The sequence below is a fragment of the [Clostridium] saccharolyticum WM1 genome (genome assembly GCF_000144625.1).
Taxonomy (GTDB): domain Bacteria; phylum Bacillota; class Clostridia; order Lachnospirales; family Lachnospiraceae; genus Lacrimispora; species Lacrimispora saccharolytica.
This window is the reverse complement of record NC_014376.1, coordinates 3,986,871-4,010,244: the sequence shown is the minus strand read 5'-3', so window position 1 is coordinate 4,010,244 and position 23,374 is coordinate 3,986,871. Positions and strand designations below refer to the sequence as shown.

At 46.9% G+C, this 23,374-nt stretch carries 24 protein-coding genes; 22 read left to right on the top strand and 2 right to left on the bottom strand.

Annotated elements, in window-relative coordinates:
• Positions 1-48: 48 nt before the first annotated feature.
• The 17 genes from CLOSA_RS18620 to CLOSA_RS18540 all read left to right on the top strand — a co-directional run bounded on the left by CLOSA_RS18620 (position 49) and on the right by CLOSA_RS18540 (position 19,488).
• Complete coding sequence (locus CLOSA_RS18620) at positions 49-1,065, top strand: O-acetyl-ADP-ribose deacetylase (protein WP_013274280.1); 1,017 nt, start codon at positions 49-51, stop codon at positions 1,063-1,065.
• A gap of 109 nt (positions 1,066-1,174) precedes the next feature.
• Positions 1,175-1,834 carry a vWA domain-containing protein gene (locus CLOSA_RS18615; RefSeq protein WP_013274279.1) on the top strand — a complete coding sequence of 220 codons (660 nt, stop codon included), beginning with the start codon at positions 1,175-1,177 and terminating at the stop codon, positions 1,832-1,834.
• Positions 1,835-2,144: 310 nt separating this feature from the next.
• Positions 2,145-2,372 carry a helix-turn-helix domain-containing protein gene (locus CLOSA_RS18610; RefSeq protein WP_002576387.1) on the top strand — a complete coding sequence of 76 codons (228 nt, stop codon included), beginning with the start codon at positions 2,145-2,147 and terminating at the stop codon, positions 2,370-2,372.
• Complete coding sequence (locus CLOSA_RS18605) at positions 2,353-2,961, top strand: DUF1819 family protein (protein WP_013274278.1); 609 nt, start codon at positions 2,353-2,355, stop codon at positions 2,959-2,961. Before CLOSA_RS18610 ends, CLOSA_RS18605 begins: the two co-directional genes overlap by 20 nt.
• Position 2,962: 1 nt before the next feature.
• Complete coding sequence (locus tag CLOSA_RS18600) at positions 2,963-3,538, top strand: DUF1788 domain-containing protein (protein ID WP_005929853.1); 576 nt, start codon at positions 2,963-2,965, stop codon at positions 3,536-3,538.
• 18 nt (positions 3,539-3,556) lie between these two features.
• Positions 3,557-7,210 (top strand): BREX system P-loop protein BrxC, encoded by a 3,654-nt coding sequence (gene brxC / locus CLOSA_RS18595; protein WP_013274277.1) that lies wholly within the window; start codon positions 3,557-3,559, stop codon positions 7,208-7,210.
• Between the two features lie 20 nt (positions 7,211-7,230).
• Positions 7,231-11,088, top strand: coding sequence for a BREX-1 system adenine-specific DNA-methyltransferase PglX (gene pglX, locus CLOSA_RS18590; protein ID WP_013274276.1), 3,858 nt, complete (start codon positions 7,231-7,233; stop codon positions 11,086-11,088).
• A 21-nt stretch (positions 11,089-11,109) separates the two neighbouring features.
• Entirely contained in the window at positions 11,110-11,592 is a 483-nt protein-coding gene (locus CLOSA_RS18585) for a DUF3990 domain-containing protein (RefSeq protein WP_013274275.1), read from the top strand.
• Positions 11,589-11,828 carry a hypothetical protein gene (locus CLOSA_RS18580; RefSeq protein WP_013274274.1) on the top strand — a complete coding sequence of 80 codons (240 nt, stop codon included), beginning with the start codon at positions 11,589-11,591 and terminating at the stop codon, positions 11,826-11,828. The genes CLOSA_RS18585 and CLOSA_RS18580 overlap by 4 nt, the downstream gene beginning before the upstream one ends.
• Positions 11,829-11,831: 3 nt before the next feature.
• Positions 11,832-12,053, top strand: a complete 222-nt coding sequence (locus CLOSA_RS18575) for a DUF3791 domain-containing protein (RefSeq protein WP_013274273.1) — start codon at positions 11,832-11,834, stop codon at positions 12,051-12,053.
• A 54-nt stretch (positions 12,054-12,107) separates the two neighbouring features.
• A complete protein-coding gene (gene pglZ / locus CLOSA_RS18570; protein ID WP_013274272.1) occupies positions 12,108-14,630 on the top strand; it encodes a BREX-1 system phosphatase PglZ type A in 2,523 nt (840 codons plus the stop codon).
• A gap of 23 nt (positions 14,631-14,653) precedes the next feature.
• Positions 14,654-16,774 (top strand): protease Lon-related BREX system protein BrxL, encoded by a 2,121-nt coding sequence (brxL, locus tag CLOSA_RS18565; RefSeq protein ID WP_013274271.1) that lies wholly within the window; start codon positions 14,654-14,656, stop codon positions 16,772-16,774.
• A gap of 27 nt (positions 16,775-16,801) precedes the next feature.
• On the top strand, positions 16,802-17,365 hold the full coding sequence (locus tag CLOSA_RS18560) for an SLATT domain-containing protein (RefSeq protein ID WP_013274270.1): 564 nt from the start codon (positions 16,802-16,804) through the stop codon (positions 17,363-17,365).
• 7 nt (positions 17,366-17,372) lie between these two features.
• Positions 17,373-18,182, top strand: a complete 810-nt coding sequence (locus CLOSA_RS18555) for an SMODS domain-containing nucleotidyltransferase (RefSeq protein WP_013274269.1) — start codon at positions 17,373-17,375, stop codon at positions 18,180-18,182.
• 95 nt (positions 18,183-18,277) lie between these two features.
• Entirely contained in the window at positions 18,278-18,568 is a 291-nt protein-coding gene (locus CLOSA_RS18550) for a hypothetical protein (RefSeq protein WP_013274268.1), read from the top strand.
• 91 nt (positions 18,569-18,659) lie between these two features.
• Positions 18,660-19,088 carry an MmcQ/YjbR family DNA-binding protein gene (locus CLOSA_RS18545; RefSeq protein WP_013274267.1) on the top strand — a complete coding sequence of 143 codons (429 nt, stop codon included), beginning with the start codon at positions 18,660-18,662 and terminating at the stop codon, positions 19,086-19,088.
• On the top strand, positions 19,057-19,488 hold the full coding sequence (locus tag CLOSA_RS18540) for a hypothetical protein (protein WP_013274266.1): 432 nt from the start codon (positions 19,057-19,059) through the stop codon (positions 19,486-19,488). The genes CLOSA_RS18545 and CLOSA_RS18540 overlap by 32 nt, the downstream gene beginning before the upstream one ends.
• Before the next feature lie 71 nt (positions 19,489-19,559).
• Here CLOSA_RS18540 and CLOSA_RS18535 read toward each other — a convergent pair whose 3' ends face one another.
• Together CLOSA_RS18535 and CLOSA_RS18530 are read right to left on the bottom strand one after the other, a co-directional pair.
• A complete protein-coding gene (locus tag CLOSA_RS18535; protein ID WP_008396542.1) occupies positions 19,560-20,072 on the bottom strand; it encodes an ImmA/IrrE family metallo-endopeptidase in 513 nt (170 codons plus the stop codon).
• A gap of 45 nt (positions 20,073-20,117) precedes the next feature.
• Entirely contained in the window at positions 20,118-20,534 is a 417-nt protein-coding gene (locus CLOSA_RS18530; protein ID WP_002576372.1) for a helix-turn-helix domain-containing protein, read from the bottom strand.
• 201 nt (positions 20,535-20,735) lie between these two features.
• On the opposite strand from CLOSA_RS18530, the gene CLOSA_RS18525 reads away from it, so the two are divergent.
• The 5 genes from CLOSA_RS18525 to CLOSA_RS18510 all read left to right on the top strand — a co-directional run bounded on the left by CLOSA_RS18525 (position 20,736) and on the right by CLOSA_RS18510 (position 23,299).
• A complete protein-coding gene (locus CLOSA_RS18525; RefSeq protein WP_242647762.1) occupies positions 20,736-21,623 on the top strand; it encodes a DNA polymerase Y family protein in 888 nt (295 codons plus the stop codon).
• Positions 21,556-21,972, top strand: coding sequence for a DinB/UmuC family translesion DNA polymerase (locus CLOSA_RS23300; RefSeq protein WP_242647761.1), 417 nt, complete (start codon positions 21,556-21,558; stop codon positions 21,970-21,972). The genes CLOSA_RS18525 and CLOSA_RS23300 overlap by 68 nt, the downstream gene beginning before the upstream one ends.
• Before the next feature lie 81 nt (positions 21,973-22,053).
• On the top strand, positions 22,054-22,314 hold the full coding sequence (locus CLOSA_RS18520) for a hypothetical protein (RefSeq protein ID WP_013274265.1): 261 nt from the start codon (positions 22,054-22,056) through the stop codon (positions 22,312-22,314).
• Complete coding sequence (locus CLOSA_RS18515) at positions 22,311-23,042, top strand: ImmA/IrrE family metallo-endopeptidase (RefSeq protein ID WP_013274264.1); 732 nt, start codon at positions 22,311-22,313, stop codon at positions 23,040-23,042. Before CLOSA_RS18520 ends, CLOSA_RS18515 begins: the two co-directional genes overlap by 4 nt.
• Complete coding sequence (locus CLOSA_RS18510; RefSeq protein WP_005929785.1) at positions 23,039-23,299, top strand: hypothetical protein; 261 nt, start codon at positions 23,039-23,041, stop codon at positions 23,297-23,299. Before CLOSA_RS18515 ends, CLOSA_RS18510 begins: the two co-directional genes overlap by 4 nt.
• Positions 23,300-23,374 lie beyond the last annotated feature (75 nt).

Below are 23,374 nucleotides of genomic sequence, written 5' to 3'. Positions count from 1 at the left end.
GTTATAATACAGATAGAAAGTTAAATTGATGAATGGGAGGTATGCTCTGTGCCCTTACAGATTATTAGGAACGATATTACAAAAATGAGCGTTGACGCAATCGTCAATGCGGCTAACACGTCTCTTTTGGGCGGAGGCGGAGTGGACGGCTGCATTCATCGTGCCGCCGGACCGGAGTTGCTTGCAGAGTGCAGTACGCTGCATGGCTGCGAGACCGGCAGCGCAAAAATCACAAAGGGATACCGACTGCCCTGCAAATATGTAATCCATGCGGTCGGACCGCGTTGGCGGGATGGCAAGCATCGAGAACAGGAGCTTCTGGAATCCTGCTATCGGACATCTCTGAACCTGGCAAAAGAAAATGGCTGTCAGTCGGTGGCCTTTCCGCTGATTTCCTCCGGCATTTACGGCTATCCGAAAGACCAGGCTCTGAAGGTTGCAGTCGATACCATCAGCACATTCCTGCTGGAGAATGAGATGATGGTCTACATCGTTATCTTTGATCGGAAGGCATATCAGATTAGCGGAAAACTTTTTGCTGATATCGCGGCTTACATAGATGACCGGTATGTGGAGGAACACACCGACAGCCGGGAAGAACAGAGAAGGCGACTCGAAGCGTTGCCAGAGGAATCCTGCTTTGAAGCTGCACCTGTTCCGCTGCCGCCCGAAGAAATCTGTAAATCTTGCAGCAGTCAATCTTTGGAGGAGGCACTGGGGCAGATTGATGAGAGCTTTTCGGAAATGCTGCTGCGGAAGATTGATGAAAGCGGCATGACAGATGCCCAGTGTTACAAGAAGGCAAACATTGACCGGAAGCTCTTTTCCAAAATTCGTTCTGATAAGTTCTATAAGCCATCCAAACCTACAGTGCTGGCATTTGCCCTGGCTTTGGAACTGCCGCTTGCCCAGATGCAGGAGATGCTGGGTAAGGCAGGTTTTACCCTTTCCCATTCGAGCAAATTCGATATCATTGTAGAATATTTTGTTGAACGGGGAAACTACAATGTGTATGAAATCAACGAGGCACTGTTTGCTTTTGACCAGAGCCTGATCGGAGCATAAGGACAAAGAAATGTCGCTTTCCATGCGACCACTCCACAAAAGAAAATCGCTATACTATGGCTGTAAGGTACGAAACCGAGCAGCCATCATCTTTTGGGAGGACAAGCATATGAGAAAGAATTTAACAGAGATCGTTTTTATCTTAGACCGCAGCGGTTCCATGAGCGGATTGGAACGGGATACCATCGGCGGATTCAATTCCATGATTGAGCAGCAGAAAAAAGCAGAGGGCGAAGCACTGATCTCAACGGTGCTGTTTGACAATGTGAGCGAAGTCCTGCACGACCGTGTAAATGTAAGGGACATCCGACCGATGACTGACCGTGATTACACGGTTCGTGGATGCACAGCACTCTTAGATGCCATCGGTGGTGCGATTCATCACATTGGAAATGTTCATAAGTACGCAAGACCGGAGGACGTGCCGGAACATACCATGTTTGTAATCACTACGGACGGAATGGAAAATGCCAGCCGCCGGTACAACAGCGAAAAAGTGAAGCAGATGATCGAGCGGCAGAAAGCAAAATACGGATGGGAGTTTTTGTTCCTCGGTGCCAATATTGATGCAGTAGAGACCGCAAGCCAGTTTGGAATCGGCGCAGATCGTGCAGTCAACTATCAGTGCGACAGTGAAGGAACCGCGTTGAATTATGAGGTGGTCAGCGAAGCAATCAGCTCCGTACGGTGCAGTGCCCCGCTGAGTGCAGACTGGAAAAAGCGTATAGACGAGGACTACAAAAAGCGTGGAGGCCGCAAGCACAAGTAAATGTTTTTTGAAGCCGGGGTGATGATTCACTCCGGCGTTTTTTTTGGCAGGAACTGCCGTTAAAGCATCCGGAACGGATGCGCAGCCCGATGCCGCAGGCAGCGTTCTAAGGGGATTGGGGAGTTTCCCCAACAAGCAGAAAATCGCTTTCGTGTCACGAAAGCCCTGCTTGCAGAAGAGTGGGTTCTAAAAAAATCGTTCAAAATTTGGAAGAACTTTCGATTGATTTTGTTCGTTTCTTGGAGTAGAATATAAATGAGAAATTTTAACTTGCTGCGAGTGACTTTAGACATCGAAAAAGAGGTTCCGTATGGATTTCATGACGATTAAGCAGGCTTCTGAAAAATGGGGTATCTGCACAAGGAGAGTACAGACATTATGCACGGAAGGGCGAATTGATGGTGCCGAGCGTTTAGGCCATCAGTGGGTCATTCCTATTAACGCCGAAAAGCCGAAGGATGCCAGAATCAAAAGCGGCAGATACATTAAAACAAAATCCGGAAATGGAGAGAACGAAGATGGAAAGAAAACCGTATAGTGCCGGAGCAGTGAAATTTTCGTTCTGGTTCATGGAATTTCGGAAAACCGTGCAGCTTTTGAGCGAGGGTAAGAGCTTTGCAGACATTAAAAAGTTGAATGAAGAGACAAACATCTATGGCGCACCGACAAAACTACGAGCGCAGCAGATTTATTCTACCGTAACAGCCCGTATCAAGACATTAGATGAAAGCTTTTATCCAATCTTTCTGAGCAGTGATCTTGCTACACAAAAATTATTTGTGCTGACTGCGGCTCTTTTGCATGACACGCTGTTCTTTGATTTTGTGTATGAAGTAGTGCGGGAAAAAATGATTCTTGGTTCGGATGAGTTGAAGGATGCGGATATCCGAATATTCTTCAAAAATAAGCAGGAACAGAGTGAGAAAGTGGCTTCTTTTCAAGACTATACGCTACACCGCCTCGGCTCCTGCTATAAAACGCAGCTTTATGAAGCAGGACTTTTAGAAAGCAACCGGGCAAACAGCACAAGAAAAATACTGAAGCCAATTCTTGATATTGCATTTGAGCATTGGCTTTATGACCATGACCTTGGCATCATGGTAAAAACACTGACGGGGGTAAGATGAAATGGATTTAAGCCAAAGACTGGATGAGATGGAGCTTGCAATCCATAAGCCGTCTTTCCGAAAAGGAACAGGCCGCGCAAATGAGGTCAACTATTGGGTGTTTGATTATCCACCGGAAAAGGAACTGGAAGTTCGGGAGCGTGTAGAGTATCTGAAAAATAAGAACGACCGGGGCGATGATGATTTTGAGCTTGTGGTCTTTGACCTGTATGATATCATCATTGACTTTTTGGAAAAGAAAAACTTCATGGAAAAGTGCTATGACTTTGAAAAAAAGCGAGGGATCGAGCGTATCGTCAAGGCAGTGACCAACTCCATGAAGGTAAATGACGATGACAGCCTGATCGTGCAATATATCAAAGAACATACGCCGGAGAATGCAGTCGTGTTCCTGACCGGTATCGGCAAGTGCTATCCGATTTTGCGCTCCCACAAGGTGCTTAACAACTTGCACCAGGCGTTTGTGCGGTGCCCGGTCGTGATGTTCTTTCCGGGAACCTATAATGAACAGGAACTGATTCTGTTCAATGAGATTAAAGACGATAACTATTACCGGGCATTCCGACTGGTAAAGTGATGGATGGAGGAAACAGTTATGCAGATCAAGGACATGTTCCGAAAGAAAATTGACCGTGAGATACAGGGCGTTATCATTGTCGGTCAGGGTGAAGAAACGAATGTAGCGCAGGAGCTGGAAGAGTATGTTGTGACCCGTGAGCTTCAGCGTCATTTTGCAGATTTCTTTGCAGCATATAAAAAAGGTATTCAGGGAACCACACCGAAAATGGGTGTCTGGATTTCCGGCTTCTTTGGAAGTGGTAAATCTCATTTCCTGAAAATTCTGTCCTATCTGCTTCAGAATAAACAGGTCGGAGACAAACATGCCATCGACTACTTTATCGAAGATCAGAAGATTACCAATCAGATGGTGCTGGCAGATATGCAGCTGGCAGCAAACACCCCATCGGACGTAATTCTTTTCAACATTGATTCCAAAAGCGATTCTAATGGCAAGGAAAATAAAGATGCCATTGTGAACGTATTCCTGAAGGTTTTCAATGAGATGCAGGGCTTCTGCGGTTCCATGCCGCACCTTGCTGACCTGGAGCGCAGGCTTTCCGAGGAAGGTCGTTTTGAAGAGTTTAAGGAAAAGTTTGAAGAAGAGTATGGCGATCCGTGGGAAAGCTCTCGTCAGGACTTCGATTTCATTCAGGATTCTGTTGTCGATGTTCTTTCTGACATGGATTTCATGAGCGAATCAGCTGCCCGTAACTGGTGCGAGAAAGCAACCGAGAGCTACCAGATCAGCATTGAGGATTTTGCTAAGCGTGTAAAGTCTTATATTGATAAAAAAGGCAATAACCACCATGTTGTTTTCCTTGTGGATGAGATCGGTCAGTACATTGGCGATGATTCCAAGCTGATGCTGAACCTTCAGACAGTGACGGAAGAACTGGGCAAGGAGTGCATGGGTAAGGCTTGGGTAATCGTAACGAGCCAGCAGGATATCGACTCCATTACCAAGGTGAAGGGTAACGACTTCTCCAAGATTCAGGGACGTTTCGATACACGCCTTTCTCTGTCCTCTGCCAATGTGGACGCTGTTATCAAAAAGCGTATTCTGGATAAGACAGAGACCGCAGCCCAGAGCCTGCGTCTGCTCTATGACCAGAAAGCAACCATCATCAAAAATCTGATTGTCTTCAACGACGGTGTGGAGAAAAAACTGTACGCCAACGCAGAAGATTTTGCTGAGGTTTATCCTTTTGTTCCATACCAGTTTAATTTGCTTGCCAGCGTGCTGACCAGTATCCGTACCCACGGTGCATCCGGTAAGCACCTGTCCGAGGGTGAACGTTCCATGCTGGCTCTGTTCAAAGAGTCTGCCATGCAGCTGATGGACGACGAGATGGGGGCAATCGTGCCGTTCTATCGGTTCTATGATGCATTGGAGAACTTCCTCGACCACAGCCACAGCAGCGTGATCATCCGCGCTTATGATAACAGCTACATCAACCCGGAAAAAAAGGAAAAAGATGTCTTTGCTATCAATGTGCTGAAGACCCTTTTCCTGATTAAATATGTTCTGGAGATCGAAGCCAATGTGGACAACATCGTCAGCCTGATGATTATCAGCATTGACGATGATCGTATCTCTTTGAAAGCACAGGTGGAGGACGCACTGAAAGTGCTGATGCGCCAGATGCTGATTCAGAAGAATGGCTCCATCTATGTATTCCTGACCGATGAGGAACAGGAAATTAACAACGAAATCGAAAAAGAAAATGTGGAGATGCCGGAGGTCATCACGAAGATCGCGGAGATGATCTATGAGGACATTTTCTCCAGTAAGAAGTATCAGTACCCCAGCTTTGGTGGACGGTATGCGTTCTCCTTCAATCAGACAGTGGATGACCGCCCCTATAAGGCAAATCAGAATTACGATATCGGCCTCCGTGTGCTGACCCCGTGGTATGAGGGCGGCACCGATGATGGTACGCTGCGCTTGCTCTCTGGCCAGGGCAAGGAAGTTCTTGTGGTTCTGCCGAATGATGATGCGTTCCTGACGGAAATGCGGGCATACTTGAAAATTGAGCGATTCCTGCGCAAGAATACTTCTGTGCAGCTTGCCAAGTATGAGACCATTAAGGAAGCAAAGCGCGTAGAGATGCGGGAACGCAACGGGAACGCCAAGCTTTACCTGACGGAAGCTCTGAAAGAGGCTACCATCTATGTCAATGGCGATGTGCTGCACACCTCCGGCAAGGAAGTGACCAGCCGCATCAACGAGGCTATCGGCAGACTGGTGCAGACGGTTTACCACAAGCTGTCCTACATCGACGCAGCGATGGGCGAAGCAGACATCCGGAAGATGTTCAAGACCAGCAATCAGCTGTCGCTGGCACTGGGAGATACCGGAGAATCCAATGTCCATGCACTGGATGATGTACTGCAATTCGTGGCAGGTAACTCCCGGATGCACATGAAAACTTCTATGAAAACGATCAAGGATCGCTTTATGAAAGCACCCTATGGCTTTGTGGAAGATGACATCCATTGGCTGGTGGCACGGCTCTTTAAGCGTGGAGACCTGTCCTTTACGGTCAACGGTGAGAGCATCAATCTGAACAACCGTTCCGAAGAGGAAATCATCGGCTATATCACGAAGAAGCAGTTCGTGGATAAGCTGTTGACGGAAGTGCGCGTCCGTGTGCCGGAAAATCAGAAAAAGGCCGTCCGCACCGTGATGAAAGAGCTGTTCAAGGTGGCACCGCCTGCCGATGACGAAGATACCATCATGAAGAACTTCCAGCATTACTGCGAGAATCGAATCACCGAGATTGAGCGGCTGGAACCGAAATATGAGAATTACGCCTATCCTGGAAAAGAAATTCTGGAAAAGGGCAAGAAGCGGCTTTCTGCACTGGTACAGATTCAGGCACCGCTGGAATTCTTTAAGACCGTATTTGACGAGCAGGACGATCTGATGGATTTTGGCGAGGACTATGAGCCTATCCGTGATTTCTTCGGCAGTGAGCAGCTGACCATCTTCACTCGTGCGCTGGATATGCTGAATATCTACGAGGACAGCAAGACCTACATCGTGGATGCAGAACTGGAAGACGTGGTGGCCAAGATGCGCACCATTGTCCGGATGCCGAAGCCCTACAAGGAGATTCCGAAGCTGCCGGAGCTGCGCGAGAAGTTTATGAACTGCTATATGCGCATTCTGGAAGAGCAGGCAGAGCCGGTCAAGGATTCCATCAATCAGGATCGGAACCGTGTCTTTGAAGTGCTGAACACCAAGTCCTATAAGGATGCGAAGTTCAACCGTTATCTGGAACTGTTTAAGGAGATCATGGATGGTGCGGAGCACTGCAATAATGTTTCCACTCTGCGCAGTTATGCAGATAAGGCGGAGGCACTGAAGCTGCGCCTGCTCAACGAGATGAACGCAGAGGACATTCGCCTTGCGAAGGAGGCAGCGGCAAAGGCCGAGGCAGAGCGCAAGCGTCAGGAAGAAGAGGCAAAAAAACGCGGCGAGACCGTGAAACCGGCAGAAAAAGTGGCAGAACCGCAGCCGGTATATAAGGTGCGCACCACGAAGAATGTTTCCATCAAGACGGTTGCTAAGACTGCATCGTGGCGGCTGGAGAGCAAGGATGATGTTGATAAATACCTTGCTGCATTGCGTGAAAACCTGCTGAAAGAGATGGACGAAGATACAATCGTCAACATTGAACTATAAATAACAGGAGGATTGGCTCCATGAACAAGACAGCCATAAAGAATTTTGCGATTTGGGCGCGGAATAAGATGATTGCAGATGTCAGCTATGATGCCCGCCTGATCGGTATTACGGAGGACGGCATTGCAAAGCCATTGCCGCAGAGTTTCGGCGGTACGCAGTTCTTCGATATCGGCACCGCAGAACCATATTCGATTTCCAGCGAGGCCGTGCATCAGCGTGACAAGCTGATAGAGGTTATTCAACAGAAGGAAAAGGATACCGACTACAAAACCGCATATCAGTATGTGATCGAGGAGGTTGCTTATACATGGTTCAACCGCCTGATCGCCATCCGTTTCATGGAGGTCAACGACTATCTGCCTTCCCATATCCGGGTGCTTTCTTCCGAGAGCGGAAAGCTGGAGCCGGATCTGGTTACAACACCGTTTGACGCAGAGCTGCCCTTCACTGCGGAGGAAGAGGCTCAGATTTTTCAGCTAAAGCAGGACAACAAGCTGGACGAGGTGTTCCGCATCCTGTTCTTAAAGCAGTGCAACGCTCTGAACGAGATTCTGCCTGCTCTGTTTGAAAAAACAAAGAACTACACAGAGCTGCTGCTCAGCCTGTCCGTTACCAACCAGGATGGCGTGGTCTATCATCTGATCCACGACATTCCGGAGGATGATTTCAACATTGAGCGCGGTGGTCAGGTGGAGATCATCGGGTGGCTGTACCAGTATTACAACACCGAGCCGAAGGCCGCTGCCTTTGCAAAGAACGGGAAGATCACCAAAGAGGAAATCCCTGCCGTGACCCAGCTGTTTACCCCGGACTGGATCGTCCGCTACATGGTGGAGAACAGCCTTGGTCGTCTCTTCATTGACAAGCGGAAGAACGAAGGCGTCTTTGCCGATGGGCGCGGTCTCGATGAGATGACTTGGGACGAGGCCGAGGAAAAGCGGATCGCCACCGAAAAGCAGATTGCCGAGCAGATGGAGTGGAAATACTATTTGCCCGAAGCTGTGCAGACAAAGGAAGTGCGCGAACAGCTCGATAAAATTCAGCAGCAGAGTGAGTACAAAGATGTGCGGGACATCAAGGTCATCGACCCCTGTATGGGCAGCGGCCATATTCTGGTCTATGCCTTCGATGTACTGATGCAGCTGTATGAGGATGCCGGATACAGCCAGCGGGATGCCGCCAAGAGCATTTTGGAGAACAACCTCTATGGTCTCGACATTGATGACCGTGCCTATCAGTTGGCATACTTTGCCGTGATGATGAAAGCACGGCAGTACAACCGCCGTATCTTAAACGGTGAGAACACCTGTCATGTCTATGCCATTCAGGAGAGCAACAGCATCAACCGTGCGCATCTGAAATATTTCGGCGCAGGGATGGACGATATTGAAAAGAATGCCGCTAAAATGCAGCTGGAAGGCCTGCTGGACACCCTGACCGATGCCAAGGAATACGGCTCTATTCTGAATGTAGATGCCTGTGATTGGGACTTGCTACGCCGGTTTGTGGAGCAGAGCGGTGAAGACGAGCAGATGTCGATGGATTCCTTTGGGCTGGAGGATACCAAGGAGCATCTGTGGGTGCTGATTGATATTGGACAGACGATGGCCCAGAAGTATGATGTGGTGGTGACGAATCCGCCGTATATGGCAATAAGCAGTGCTGCGCCAAAATTAAACAATTATGTGAATAATCATTATATAGGTGGAAAAACGGATTTGTTTTCCGCATTTATTGAAAAATGTTTGCAGATGACAGCTCCTAATATGTATACGACAATGATTACCCAACAGTCATGGATGTTTCTTACGAGTTTTGAAAAAATCCGAAATATTGTTTTGAGTTATAGCATTGCAAACATGGCACATCTTGGTGCAAGGGGATTTGATGAGATTAGTGGCGAGGTGGTTCAAACAACATCGTTTGTAATAAGAAAAACAAATGTGGGAGAAAAATACAAGGGAACATACTCGCGTCTCATTGATGGTTCAACTGAATCCGAGAAAAAAGAAATGTTTATATCCGGTAAGTATCAATATATTAGTAGCGCACACAATTTCATCAGAATACCTGAATCAATTATTGCGTATTGGGTGAGTGACAATACAATAGATTGCTTTGAGCAGCGGACGCTTGAGCAGGTTTTCATTACAAGGGAAGGGATGGCAACCGCAGATAATGAGCGGTTTTTGAGATTATGGCATGAAGTAAACCAACATAATATTCTTTTTGATGCACTTGATGCCCAAGATGCTGTTATTCGACATGCAAAGTGGGTCCCATATAATAAAGGTGGTACGACCAGAGATTGGTATGGGAATAACGACTATGTTGTAGATTGGGAAAATGATGGTGTTGAAATCAGGAATAATAAAGACCCGAAAACTGGACGGATTCGTTCTCATAATTATAATGGAGAATTTGCGTTTAAGGAAGGACTGACTTGGTCAGCTATTAGTTCGGGGGATTTGTCTGTAAGGTATTGCAAGAATGGTTTCCTTTTTGATTCAAAGGGAGCGAAAGGGTTTGCAAAACAAAAAGAAAATTTGAATTGGATATTGGGACTATTAAATAGCAAAATTGCAATGCAATTCCTTCAGTTTTTATCGCCAACTTTAGATTTTAAGGTTGGAGATATTATTTCAATTCCCTTCCTTTTTGACGCTAATCAGAAGGCGAGAATTGATGAAATAGTGGGTTCTATTGTAAGAATGAGCCAAATTGAATGGGATTCTTTTGAATCCTCATGGGATTTTGTTCGTCACCCACTTGCTCCTTCTGCTCGCCTGAAACAAGATCAGTTAGAGTCTCAATTTAGGAACGATAGAATGGAGAAATTCGGCAGGCTGTCTTGGCATTATGAAAACTGGCGGAGAGACTGTGAAGAGCGCTTTAATTCTCTCAAATCCAACGAAGAAGAGCTGAACCGTATCTTCATCGGCATCTACGGCTTGCAGAATGAACTGACCCCGGAAGTGGAAGAGAAAGATGTGACCGTGCGCAAGGCGGACTTGCAGAGGGACATCAAGAGCCTGCTCAGCTATGCCGTGGGCTGTATGTTTGGCCGGTACTCTATTTACAAGGATGGTCTGCTTTTTGCGGGAGAACCGTATTCCTTGCAGGCGTTTGTGGATAAGCTGAACGACCGCCCCGGAACGATTTCTGCTGAAGAATTGCAGCGAGCATACCGCAATGAGGGTGTTGTGGTTGATGAAATGTTCTTCCCGGATGCTGACAATGTTATCCCTATCACCGATGAAGAATATCTGGACGATGATATCGTATCGCGCCTGTGTGCATGGCTGAAAGCAGTGTACGGTGCTGATACGCTGGAAGCAAACTTGGATTACATTGCCAAGGCACTGGGCAATAAGGGCAGCACCAGCCGGGAGATTATCCGTAACTACTTCCTGAACGATTTCTTCAAGGATCACTGCCAGACTTACTCTGTCACCGGCTCCGGCAAGCGTCCGATCTACTGGCTGTTTGACAGTGGCAAGCAGAACGGCTTCAAGGCACTGGTTTACCTGCATCGCTATACGCCGGATACCATCGGTAACCTGCGTATCGACTACCTGCACAAGATGCAGCGTGTATATGAATCCGAGATCAACCGAATGCAGGATATGATGGATCACAGCGAGAATGCCCGTGAGGTGGCAGCAGCTTCCAAGCGAAAGGATAAACTTGCCAAGCAGCTGAAGGAATGCCGGGAATACGATGAGAAGATCAGCCATCTGGCACTTTCCCGTATCGAGCTTGACCTCGATGACGGCGTAAAGGTCAATTACCGTAAGCTTCAGACCGCGCAGGATGGTAAGTTCTATGAGGTGCTGGCAGACAGTAAGAACATCATGGCGAAAGAGAAGAAATAAGAGGAACAGGAGGCGTTTGCAATGATTTTGTACCACGGAAGCAATGTTATCGTAGAACAGCCGAAACTTATCCGGCAAAATCGCTATCTGGACTTCGGTTTTGGATTTTATACCACCACCAACCGCGATCAGGCAGTGAACTTCGCTCAAAAGGTCACTGACCGCCGCAAAACAGGAGCCGCTACGCTCAATATTTATTCCGTAGAGGAAGCTGTGGCTTTCAAGGAGTGCAGCTTGCTGCGCTTTGATAGCCCAGATGAAGCATGGTTGGATTTTGTAGCTGAGAACCGTCAGGGAACCTATCAGGGAAAGCAGCATGACCTGATTTATGGTGCTGTGGCAAATGATGATGTGTACCGCACCATTACTCTGTATATGACCGGAGTGTTGGATAAGGAACAAACACTGGCGGCACTCAAGATTCGGAAATTGTTCAACCAGCTGGTGTTTGCAACTGAGAAGTCCCTGCAATACTTGCATTTTGAAGGGAGGGAGCTTGTATGAACGAAGATCAGTTCAGCGCAATGCTTGCAATCATTGTGCCGCCCATCATCGAACGGATTACAAAAAATAGCAATGTGGATGATGAAAAAGCGATTTCCCGCTTTTATCAGTCCAAGCTCTATCAGGAGCTTTCGGATGAAAAATCAAAATTGTGGCACTACAGCCCGATGACGCTGTATACCATGTATCAAGATGAACTTCTGACAGGCTCCTATGATTACCCGGAGGAGGCGTGAGAGATGAGCAAAGAATCCAATTTCTTGATTTATTGCATGGAGCGGTACCGTCATTTCAAAGGGCTTTCTGGTGCTGATGTGGCGAAAACCTTTGAAGAGTATGGCATCTATGGGTATATCACAAAATATTTTGAATCACTGCACACAATGGGGGATCATTGCATCGTGCAGGATATTGACGATTATATTAGCAGCATTACAGGCAATAAACGGATCAAGGCGTAACTGCCTGTATGATATTCCCCAAAGGGCGGAATCTATCAAGTAAAGGAAATTGATATGGCAGAATTAAACCTGAAACAAATTATAGACCGCCTGAATGCGGAATTTACCGGGGAGACCCGGAAACTGGTTTTCTGGTACGATGACAAGGCAGAATTTGCCGAAGATATGGAGACGGTTGAGCTTCAGAATGCGAAGATCTACCATCTCCAGCCGGATAACCAGTTCTATACAAAGTATTTTCTGGAGCGTGTGGATAAGACCACGAATTATCTGATTTATGCACCGTTTCCGAAGCCGGATGTAAGGGACAACCATCTGGAGGATACAATGCTGTATTCCAGACGGTTCTTTGCTGACCGTGCCTCCCTGCTGTCGGTTGACCTCGGTATCGAGGAAAAGTACAAGCCGGTTATTGAGAAGCACATCAAGTTTTTCGCCAATAAAGAGCGTACTCAGCGGTTCTATGATCTGGAAATCGAAAACTTCAATGAAGAAAATATTCTTGTCGGTCTGCTGAGTGCAGTCTGCAAGGCGCGTACCTGCTCTTTTGAAGAGGTTGTGCGCATCATGTTGACGGATGGCGAGTTGGTGGACAATGCTTTCTTGCAGGAGTTTGAAAAATACGATCTGCTGTCTGCATTCTGGCAGCTCTGTGAGCAGCATTTCGGATACACTGATACAAAGCCGAGTCTGGAACGGCTGCTGGTAACGTTGTTCGTTACTTATACTGGTCGATATGTGCAGGCAGAGCTTCCGGCAGCATGGAAGAGCTTTGTCTCCTACAAGTCCGGTAATATCATCGCATTTCTCGATAGCCTGATGAACAGCGTCCTGTATCGGGACAAATACGATGCTCTGTCGGCGCACGTTGCCAAAGGGATGAATGTTCTTTCGGCATTTGCAGGAATGCGAGTGGACGATTTGGTGGAGTGCGACACTTTCCTTGCCGTGGATCAGGTGCTGGTAAAGTGGCTCATTAGCAGACTTGTTTCGGAAGATATCGGTGCAATCGTAAACGGATTTACCATTCCGGAACTCTGTGAAATGCGGGCTAAAATGCACTTTGGCAGAAAGACCGGGAAAACCTATCAGATGCTTTCCAGTGCATACAGCATGGTGAAGGAAGCGGATTATCATGCCGCAGATGGCTTAAAGCCAATCATCGACCGATATCTTGCTGCGGATTACAACATGGATCAGCAGTATCGGAAATTCTACTATTATTACGACCAGCTGGAGAGCACGGAAAGCTTTGAGCCGCTTCGGGAGCTGGTGGAAAATATCTACACGAACGAATATCTGGCTTGTCTGCTCCCAGCATGGAATGCTGGAATCCAGCAGGATGCCGCATTTTCGGCAATTCCGTTGCAGCGGGAGTTTTACAATGCCAACCTGCGCTATACCAAGGAACGCACCGTGGTCATCATTTCGGATGCCATGCGTTACGAGGTCGGACAGGAGTTGTTTGCCAGAATGCAGGATGACCCGAAATGTACGGCAAAACTTTCTGTACAGTTGAGTGTTCTTCCGTCTTATACAAGGCTTGGCATGGCAGCACTTTTGCCGCATAAGACACTGGAGATGACGGATGATTTTCAGGTACTGGCTGATGGTATCCTTTGCGATAATCTGGCAGGTCGGCAGCAGGTGCTGCAAAGCTATAACCCGGATAGTGTCTGTGTACAGTTCGATGATATCAAAAATTTGAAAGTGGCAGAGCTGCGAGATGTGCTGACAAAACGTCAGATTATCTATGTATATCATAATCAGATTGACGCGCGTGGAGACAAGGCAAATACCGAGGATGAGGTGTTTAATGCGTGTGAGGAGGCCGTTCAGGAAATCATGGACTTGATTCATCGAATCTCCGTCAGCGGCAACACCTATCATTTTATCGTCACTGCCGATCATGGCTTTATTTACAAGCGTGATAAGCTGACAGAAAGTGACAAGATTTCTGGGAAAAGCGCGGAAAAAGCATTTGTTAATCGCAGATTTATTGTGTCCAAGGCGGCACTGGAAGATGACGGCATCGACCATATGAGCATGGGACGCGTTCTGGGGAATGAGGACAGCAAGGTGGTGTCCTATCCTGTCAGCAGCAATGTCTTTAAGGTGGCCGGAGGCGGTGCTAACTATGTGCATGGCGGTTCCTCACCGCAGGAAATGCTAGTACCGGTGCTGGAGTTTAAGATGGAACGCGGCCACATGGAAACAAAGAATGCAGAGATTGCTCTGGTCAGCATCGTCCATAAGATTACGAACCTGATCACTTCCATGGACTTTATCCAGTCGGATGCCGTCAGCGATACTGTAAAAGCGGCAAAATACCGCATTTTCTTCCTCTCGGAAGACAATGAGAAAATCTCGAACGAAAACAGCTATGTGGCGGACAGTCGCGAGGAAAATGCACAGAAGCGTATCTTCCGGATGCGTTTCACATTCAAGAATAAGAAATACGACAAGGACAAGCAATATTACCTTGTGGTTTATGACGAAGAAAGCGGTCTGGAGCAGTGGAGGCAGCCTGTCATCATGGACATTGCCTTTGCAGATGACTTTGGATTCGGATTCTGATACAGAGGAGGCAGGAATTCCGTATGGAAATGATGGATATGGCGGCAGACGATACCCGTGAAGAACTGCGCCGGAAGCTGCGTAGCAACTTTGACGGTCGGATCGTCCGCAAAGACCTGACAAAGAAAATAAAAGAAGGAGCAAATGTTCCAGTCTATGTGCTGGAGTTCCTGCTGGGTCAGTATTGTAGTTCAGACGATGAGACAATCATTGAGCAGGGCGTTCAGAATGTGAAACGCATTCTGGCAGACAATTTTGTCCGCCCGGATGAGGCTCAGAAAATTCTCTCCCAGCTGCGCAAGAACGGGAGTCATACCATTATTGATATGGTGACAGTACATCTGGACATCAAAAAGGATTGCTTTTTTGCAGAGTTCTCTAACCTTGGTCTCACCAATGTGCCGATTACGGATGATTATCCGGAAAAATATGACCGGTTGCTTTGCGGCGGTATCTGGTGCATCGTGCAGCTGGAATATGAGTCTGAGGGAGACAGCAGCTTTGGAATCACGGATATAGATGGACAGCCGATTTCCTCTAAACAGAAAAAGCAGAAGGACATCTCTCCCATCAGCATCCATAAGCTGACTCCGATTCAGATGCCCCATATCGACATTGAAGAAGTTCGAGAGGGACGCAAGGCATTCACACAGGAAGAGTGGATGGATGGTATGCTGCGTTCCTGCGGATATGAGCCGGAACAGCTGAACAATCGGGAAAAGTGGCTGCTGCTTGCGCGTATGTTACCGCTGGTGGAGAACAACTTCAATCTCTGTGAGTTGGGGCCGCGCAGCACAGGCAAGTCCCATATCTATAAAGAAATCAGCCCGAACAGTATCCTGGTATCCGGTGGTCAGACGACCGTTGCAAATCTGTTTTACAATATGGGGCGCAAAACCGTAGGTTTGGTAGGCTTATGGGACTGTGTTGCCTTTGATGAGGTTGCCGGAATCAAGTTTAAGGACAAAGACGGCATTCAGATTATGAAGGACTATATGGCTTCCGGCTCCTTTGCCCGTGGCAAAGAGGAAAAGGCAGCGTCGGCATCTATGGTCTTTGTAGGAAACATCAATCAGAGCGTGGATGTGTTGCTCAAGACTTCTTCTCTGTTTGATCCGTTCCCGCCGGAGATGGGAACGGACACCGCTTTTCTTGACCGTCTGCATTGCTACATTCCAGGCTGGGAGATTCCGAAGTTCCGTCCGGAGCATTTTACCAACGACTACGGATTTATCACGGATTATCTGGCAGAGTTTATCCGAGAACTGCGGAAAGAACAGTATGGTGATGCGTTGGATAAGTATTTCCGCCTTGGAAAGAACCTGAACCAGCGCGATACGATTGCTGTCCGCAAGATTGTAGGCGGCTATGTGAAATTGCTTTATCCCGATGGAGAGTTCACGAAGGAACAGATTGAAGAAATTCTTGTATTTGCGCTGGAAATGCGCCGTCGTGTCAAGGAACAGCTGAAAAAGCTGGGTGGAATGGAGTTCTATGATGTGAACTTTAGCTACATCGACCTTGATACCTTTGAAGAAAAATTTGTTTCCGTGCCAGAGCAGGGCGGTGGAAAGCTCATCCCCGATGGCATCTGCAATCCTGGACAGGTATATACCGTAAGTCAGGGCAAATCCGGCATGATCGGCGTATTCCGCCTTGAAAGCCAGATGCTGCCCGGTAACGGAAAATTTGAACGCACTGGTCTTGGCAGCGACCGTGACTGCAAGGAATCCACGAATACGGCGTTCAATTTCCTGAAAGCAAACGGAAATCGAATCAGTGGTAGCATCAGCACCACGATGCGGGATTACATCATCAACTATCAGGATTTACAGGGCATTGGCATGACCGGAAAGCTGGCATTGCCTACATTGATTGCACTATGCAGCATCGCTCTTGGACGGCCTACGGTCAGTACACTTGCCGTGCTGGGAGAAATCAGTATTAGCGGCACGATTCTGAAAGTGGACGAGCTTGCCAATAGTTTGCAGGTGTGCCTCGATAGCGGAGCAAAGAAAGTGCTGCTTCCGATTACCAGTGCAGCAGACCTTGGCACCGTGCCGCCGGAGCTGGTGGGCAGTTTTAATCTGATTTTCTACAGCAGTGCGGAAGATGCGGTGTTTAAGGCGTTGGGGGTAGAGTAATACTAAAGGTACGGAGGAAATGCGCCAATGGAGAATAGTTCGTTGGATTACCGTAAAAAACTATATTCTCAAATACAAGAAGAATATGGGAAACTTGTATATACCTATACATGTCATTTTAAGATGGCTGATCGGTTGAGTAAGCGTAATTTTTGGATAAAATGGGGACAAATTGGGCTATCAGCAATATCGACAGGTGGCTTCTTGGGAGTGCTCATTTCAAATAAACAGATACTGTTATGGGCTGGTGGACTATGTTCGACAGCACTCCTTGCCCTAACAAGCTATCTGAAGGATAAGGATATTTCCACTGAAAAAACCGATCATATTAAGACTGCGAATAAGCTGTGGAAGGTTAGAGAAAAATATCTGTCACTTTTGACAGATTTTGACGAAATCAGTATTGAAGAGATAGTGCGCAAAAGAGATGAACTGTTGGATGAAAGTTCGGAAATCTACGGTGCTGCACCTTTAACTGATGGGAAAAGTTATGCTGCCGCCCAAGCTGCACTCAAAACAAATGAAGAGCAATTCTTTACGCAGGAGGAATTAAACAAGATGCTTCCGGCGCATTTGAGAAAAAATGAGTAAATGGGGGATGAACACATTGAGTTTGTATGTTCAAAGAAATGGAGAGGTAATATCAGCTGACAGCCGTTCTCTTATTTCAAAAAGATATTGCACTGTAACATCAGCAATGAACCGTGAGTTTTGGAATATAACAAGCGATAGACAAAATAGTATATATGTTGGCTCCTATGGAAGGGGAACTGCGATAGATACAAGTGATATTGATATTTTGATGTCCTTGCCGGAATCATATTACAACCAGTTCAACTCTGTTTATGGGAATGGTCAATCTCGTCTTCTGCAAGCAGTTAGACAGGCTATTCTTGTTCCGTATCCAAGAAGTGAAGTAAGAGCAGATGGACAGGTTGTGAAGATCAATTTTTCAGATGGAATGTTCTTTGAAATTCTGCCGGCATTCAGAAATTGGGATGGCTCATACAGATATCCAGATACAAATATGGGTGGGAATTGGCGTTCAACTAATCCAAAAGCAGAACAGGATGCCATGAAAAACAAAAATATAAGCAGTAATGGACTGCTTTTTGACACTTGCAAGCATCTACGATATGTGCGAGATAACTATTTTAGAAGCTACCATTTGTCAGGAATCGTTATTGACAGCTTCGTTTATCAAGCAATAGGAAATTGGAGATGGCTTTCCTCTGGAGAAAGTTCAACTTCAGCAGCAGGTACATACGAGAGGATTCTTTTAGATTGTTATAATCAGCACTTTATGTGGGGAGCAATGCCTCTTAGCGCACCAGGAAGTAATCAACAGGTGTCTACGGATAACAGCAGAGATTGCCTGGGTAAAGTTCTTAGATATATTGCTGATTAAATATAGCAAGGGATAATGACAAAAATCAGTGGGAAGGAGGAATTGTTACGACTGATACTCGAAAGAAAGCCTCTATGTCGAAGGTACTGGCAGATATGAAGCCTTACATAACAAAAAAGTTCATGGCGGCACCGTGTATTAAGGAGCAAGACATTCAGGCTATTTGTCAAATCCTCCTGCCAAGATACAAGAATGTGCAGCTCATGCAAGGACTGACCAACAACAAGCCGGATTTCAGAATTCAGGTAAAAGGTTTGTTCGGGACAGAAGAGAAACGGTTTGAAATGGTTGGTGGTGATAAGAAAAGACCAGCAACCAAGAAGAAATCTGACCTGGGCTGGATTGATCGGCTGGAAGAGATTGATGCTGCGCTGGATGATTTCTGATATGAATGCATTGCGGAGAGTTATCTGAGGCAAGAATTTGTGCAACAGGTCGTTGCACAAACCACACATAAAATAGTTGGGAAGCGATGGAGTGACACGACAAGAATTATTTACATGGATACGTCAGCAGTACGGCACAGAGCCGGAATACCCCTGGCATGACTGGAATGCTGTGCTGCGGCACAACGATAATAACAAATGGTATGGTGTGGTTCTGGAAGTATCTGCTGATAAGTTGGGATTGCCGGAGGCAGGCATCGTTGATGTCCTTAATGTGAAAAGTGATCCGTTGCTGATTGGCTCTCTGCGTGGGCAGGATGGCTATTTTCCGGCCTATCACATGAATAAGGAAAAATGGCTCAGTATTCAGCTTGGCAAACCGGAGCTGGATGATGCCATCAAAGACCTGCTTTCTTTGAGCTATGAGCTGACAGCACCGAAAAAGCGCAACTCAAAATTATCAGCAAAAAATCCGGGAGATTCCGCAAATGGCAAAGAAAAAGAAACTGACGACGGCTGAGCGAAAGGAAGCCCGCCTCCGAAAAGGCAAGCAGTGGCTGCTCACCTATACCGGCTCACCGAAAAAGATGAACAAGCATTATCGGGAACGCTTTCATGTGGATGCTGTGACGGCTGCTAAAGATTTGCAGGAGCTGGGGGTCAATTATACACAGGAGCAGCTTGACCAGATTAAACGGGCCGAAGAACAGCGGCTCCGGCAGCGGAGAATGGAGCGGGAAGCGAAGGAACGGGAGCGGCTGGCAGAACTGTATAAGGACTGCGATGGTCGTTTTGCTTTTATCGCTGGATATACAGATGGCGGCGCACCGTATGGTGTGATGTGGGAAGAAGTCGGCATTGATCCGGGACTTCCGTTCGAGGAAAAAGTTAAGCTCTATCACATGCAGATGTTAGGCTGATAATTGTGCAGACGGCATCTGCACAATTTGCAACAAAAAAGAGGAGCCGGTTAAGGCTCCTCGAAGGTACGTTATTTCAAAAAATTGCTTTTATGTTCCAGTGCGTGCAGATTATATCCAAGTGTGGCCAGGTGTGCTACCTTCAGCGCAACCAGATTGATGTCGGTGGACATCGCACTGGCGATCTGCTCGGCTGTATATCCATACTCATAGATGTAGCGAAGAACTTCATCGCTGTCCATCAGAATCTCCGCTGCTACGATGTTGGCTTCATATTCCGGTTTGGATTTCATGTCATAGAGCATGAACTCATGAATCGGGGTGGTTTTCGCCATATTCCGGTGAAGCTGGTCATGCCCTAATTCATGTGCGCACACGATGCGCAGCATATTTTCATCCAGACTGTTATTCAGGAAAATAAAGCGATTCCGCTTAATTACCCGGTACATTCCCTTCAGGGAACCAAAATTTTCGCAAAGCATGACATTGATACCAAGCTGCCTTGCAATTTCAAAAGGGTCTCTGGAACCGCAGCGTTTTACCAGTTTCTCACCGACCCGTGAAAGCTGTTCCGCATTCATCATACCACCTCCAGTTTACAGTATAGCGAAAAGTGTGTACGATAAATATCACTGATCGGATTTTTTACGCCTCGTTTTCGGGGCGTATTTTTTATTGTTCTCTTTGGCAATCCAGTAGGCATCGGTCAGAGCTTTATAAGCTCCTTCGATGGCATCTTCGCTTAATTCGCCGCCAGCGAACATACCGGTCACCTCGCTGACCAGTTCTTCAATATCTTTCGCTGCTTTTGCGCCGCCTTTTTCATGAGCTTCTACGACATAGGTGCCGCTGCTTCCCAGCAGGTACTCGGTAGTAGTATTCAGCGCATCTGCAATCTTCTGGATCGTGACCATATTGGATGGTTTGCGGCTGCCAAGCTCATAATTCTGAATTGTGCGGGCGGTTACACCGGCCTTCTCTGCAAGTTCTACCTGAGTTAAATTGGCTTCTGTTCTTTTTTCTTTCAACCTTTCTTTGAAGACCATAGGAATACCTCTTTCTTTTTTGATGACGAACACGAACACTTTTTCATAAAAATCTATTGACACGAAAAATTGTGCTTGCTATAATGACGATGAAAACACGAAATACAATTCGTGTAATTATAGTATCACAAGAAATGCTGTGTGTCAATGCGTTCGTGAAAAGTTGTTCGTGTTTTCACGAACGGAGAGGAGGAATACGGGATGCAAAGAGTGATTCTTCACTGTGATATGAATAATTTCTATGCTTCTGTTGAGTGTATGCTGAACCCGGAACTGAAGAACAAGCCGGTGGCAGTGTGTGGTTCTGTGGAGGAACGGCATGGTATCGTACTTGCGAAGAACTATGCAGCAAAGGCGTTTGGCGTTTCCACGGGAGAGGCAATCTGGCAGGCAAAACAGAAGTGCCAGGATCTTGTGATCGTGAAGCCGCATTATGAGCAATATATGAAGTTTTCAAAATTAGCCCGTGAGATATACGGTCGTTATACTGACCAGATTGAACCTTACGGGATGGACGAATGCTGGCTGGATGTGACCGGAAGCGGCTGCATGGGAACTGGATTTGAAATCGCAGATGAGATTCGCAGAACCGTTAAGTTTGAACTGGGCCTTACGATTTCCGCAGGAGTGAGCTTCAACAAGATTTTTGCCAAGCTTGGGTCGGATATGAAAAAGCCGGATGCGATTACCTGCATCGAAGCAGATTCATTCCGTGAGAAGATTTGGTGTCTTCCTGCCTCTGACTTGCTTGGAGTCGGCAGAGCGACCGAGAAGGTTCTATCCGGTTATGGGATTCATACCATTGGAGAGCTTGCTGCAACATCGGATGATTTCTTGAAGTGCCGCCTTGGAAAGAATGGACTGGCGATTAAGAAATATGCCAATGGGCTGGATGATTCGCCGGTTATGCTTTCCGATTATGTTTCTCCGGTAAAGAGCATCGGACACGGGATAACGACCATGCAGGATTTGGAGAATAACGCCGAAGTCTGGTGTGTCATGCTGGAGCTGGTGCAGGAGATTGGAACCAAGCTACGAACACATAAGAAGAAAAGCGGGCGGAATAGCGATTTCCATCCGCAACAATGAGCTTTTCACGAAGGAGTGGCAGTGCCGGATTAGCATTCCGACACAAAGCCCCACCTATCTGGCGAAAACCGCATTTGCTCTGTTTGATAAGAATTATCAGTGGGAACACCCGATTCGTTCGGTGACAGTTCGGGCAATCAACCTGTTTGAAGAGGATTGTCCGATACAATACGACCTATTCACTGATGTGAAATCACTGGATCGCCAGGAACGCTTGGACGCAGCGATTGAGCAGATTCGATTCCGATTCGGGAAAGATGCGATTAAAAATGGGGTACTTTTTCAGAAAAGCAAGATGCCGACAGAGCGAAAAGTGGATTTGGTTATGCCGACAGGAATGATTGGTTAATACAGCACCGGCAGAATCTGGTGAGTTCTTTGCTAAAAGAAGTCAACACATTCGCCGGTTTACAGAGGAGGAGCGTAGAATATGTCGGAACAGAAATGTAGAAAAGTATATGTACCTGTGAATTTAGATGTGGATGCAGAGGGAAATATCCGTCCGCGTCTGATTCGGTGGATTGACGGACGGGTGTATGAGATCGACCGATTGAAGCATAAGTGTCGGGCTGCTTCCACGAAGGTGGGTGGCTGCGGAATCCGCTATACGGTCATGATCGGTGGGCATGAGAGTTTCCTGTACAACGAAGATGAAAAATGGTTCGTTGAAGCAAAGGAGCCGTGCCTATGATCCTTTCGCAGAAAAACATAGAAGAAATCGCTGTTGCAGTGATAAGAGATTTTCAAAAGTCCTTTTTCGGCAGCGAAGCAGATGATCCGGCAAGATTCGCACTTCCGACACCCATTGACCAGTTTGCATCCGATTATCTGAACCTGAAGGTGTCATTTCAAAAGTTGTCCTCGGACGGAAGCATCTATGGTCTGACCGCGTATGTGGATACAGAATATCAGATAGAGATTGATGGAAATCAGAGGAGCATCTTCCTGAAAACCAATGATGTGGTTCTGGACAAGAGTTTCATTGAACCAGCGAATATTCGGAAACTCTGCGGAAAACGCAGATTTACGCTGGCGCATGAGTGCGCTCACCAGATACTGTTTCAGCTGGATTCCGATGACCGAAAGATAGCCTGCCATAAGAGACCGGAAGCGCGGGGAAATGGTTCCCGCGTCCTGAGAACGCAGGAAGATTGGAACGAATGGCAGGCCAATACGCTGGGAGCTGCCATTCTGATGCCTCAGTCAGAAGTAGATCGGGCGATGTGGTTCATTAACAGCAGAAAGCCTCTGACCTGTTATGGATGGCGTTTTTACGACAGTGACCAGGTGAAGATAGATACTTTCTGTGGTGTCTTTGGTGTTTCGAGATCAGCAGCAGCTATCCGCTTGGAACAACTTGGCTATCTGAACCGGAAAAAGGATTATGAATATCGTGATCCATTGGAGGTGTGGCCATGAGCAGGAATATCAGAGTATCGGAACCATCTGCGGAAATGCAGATTAAAATCATCCGGGCAAAGGATGCAATCGCTTCCCAAAAGCCCAGGACTGTCAGGTGTCCTTATTGCCGACATAATTCAATCATCGTCTTTGAGGATACCAGAGGACATGTGCAGACCAAATGCAAGGCCTGCGGACGTGAGACCGTCTTCAATGTTTTGGAGATGAGAAGATTACGGAGATTGCAGCTCTACTATTCGTCTCTGAATGGTTGAGATGACAATAAATAACCCTATTAACACAATTTTATAAGTCATAGCTGTGCTGTGGAGCCGCTGACAGGCGAAGTC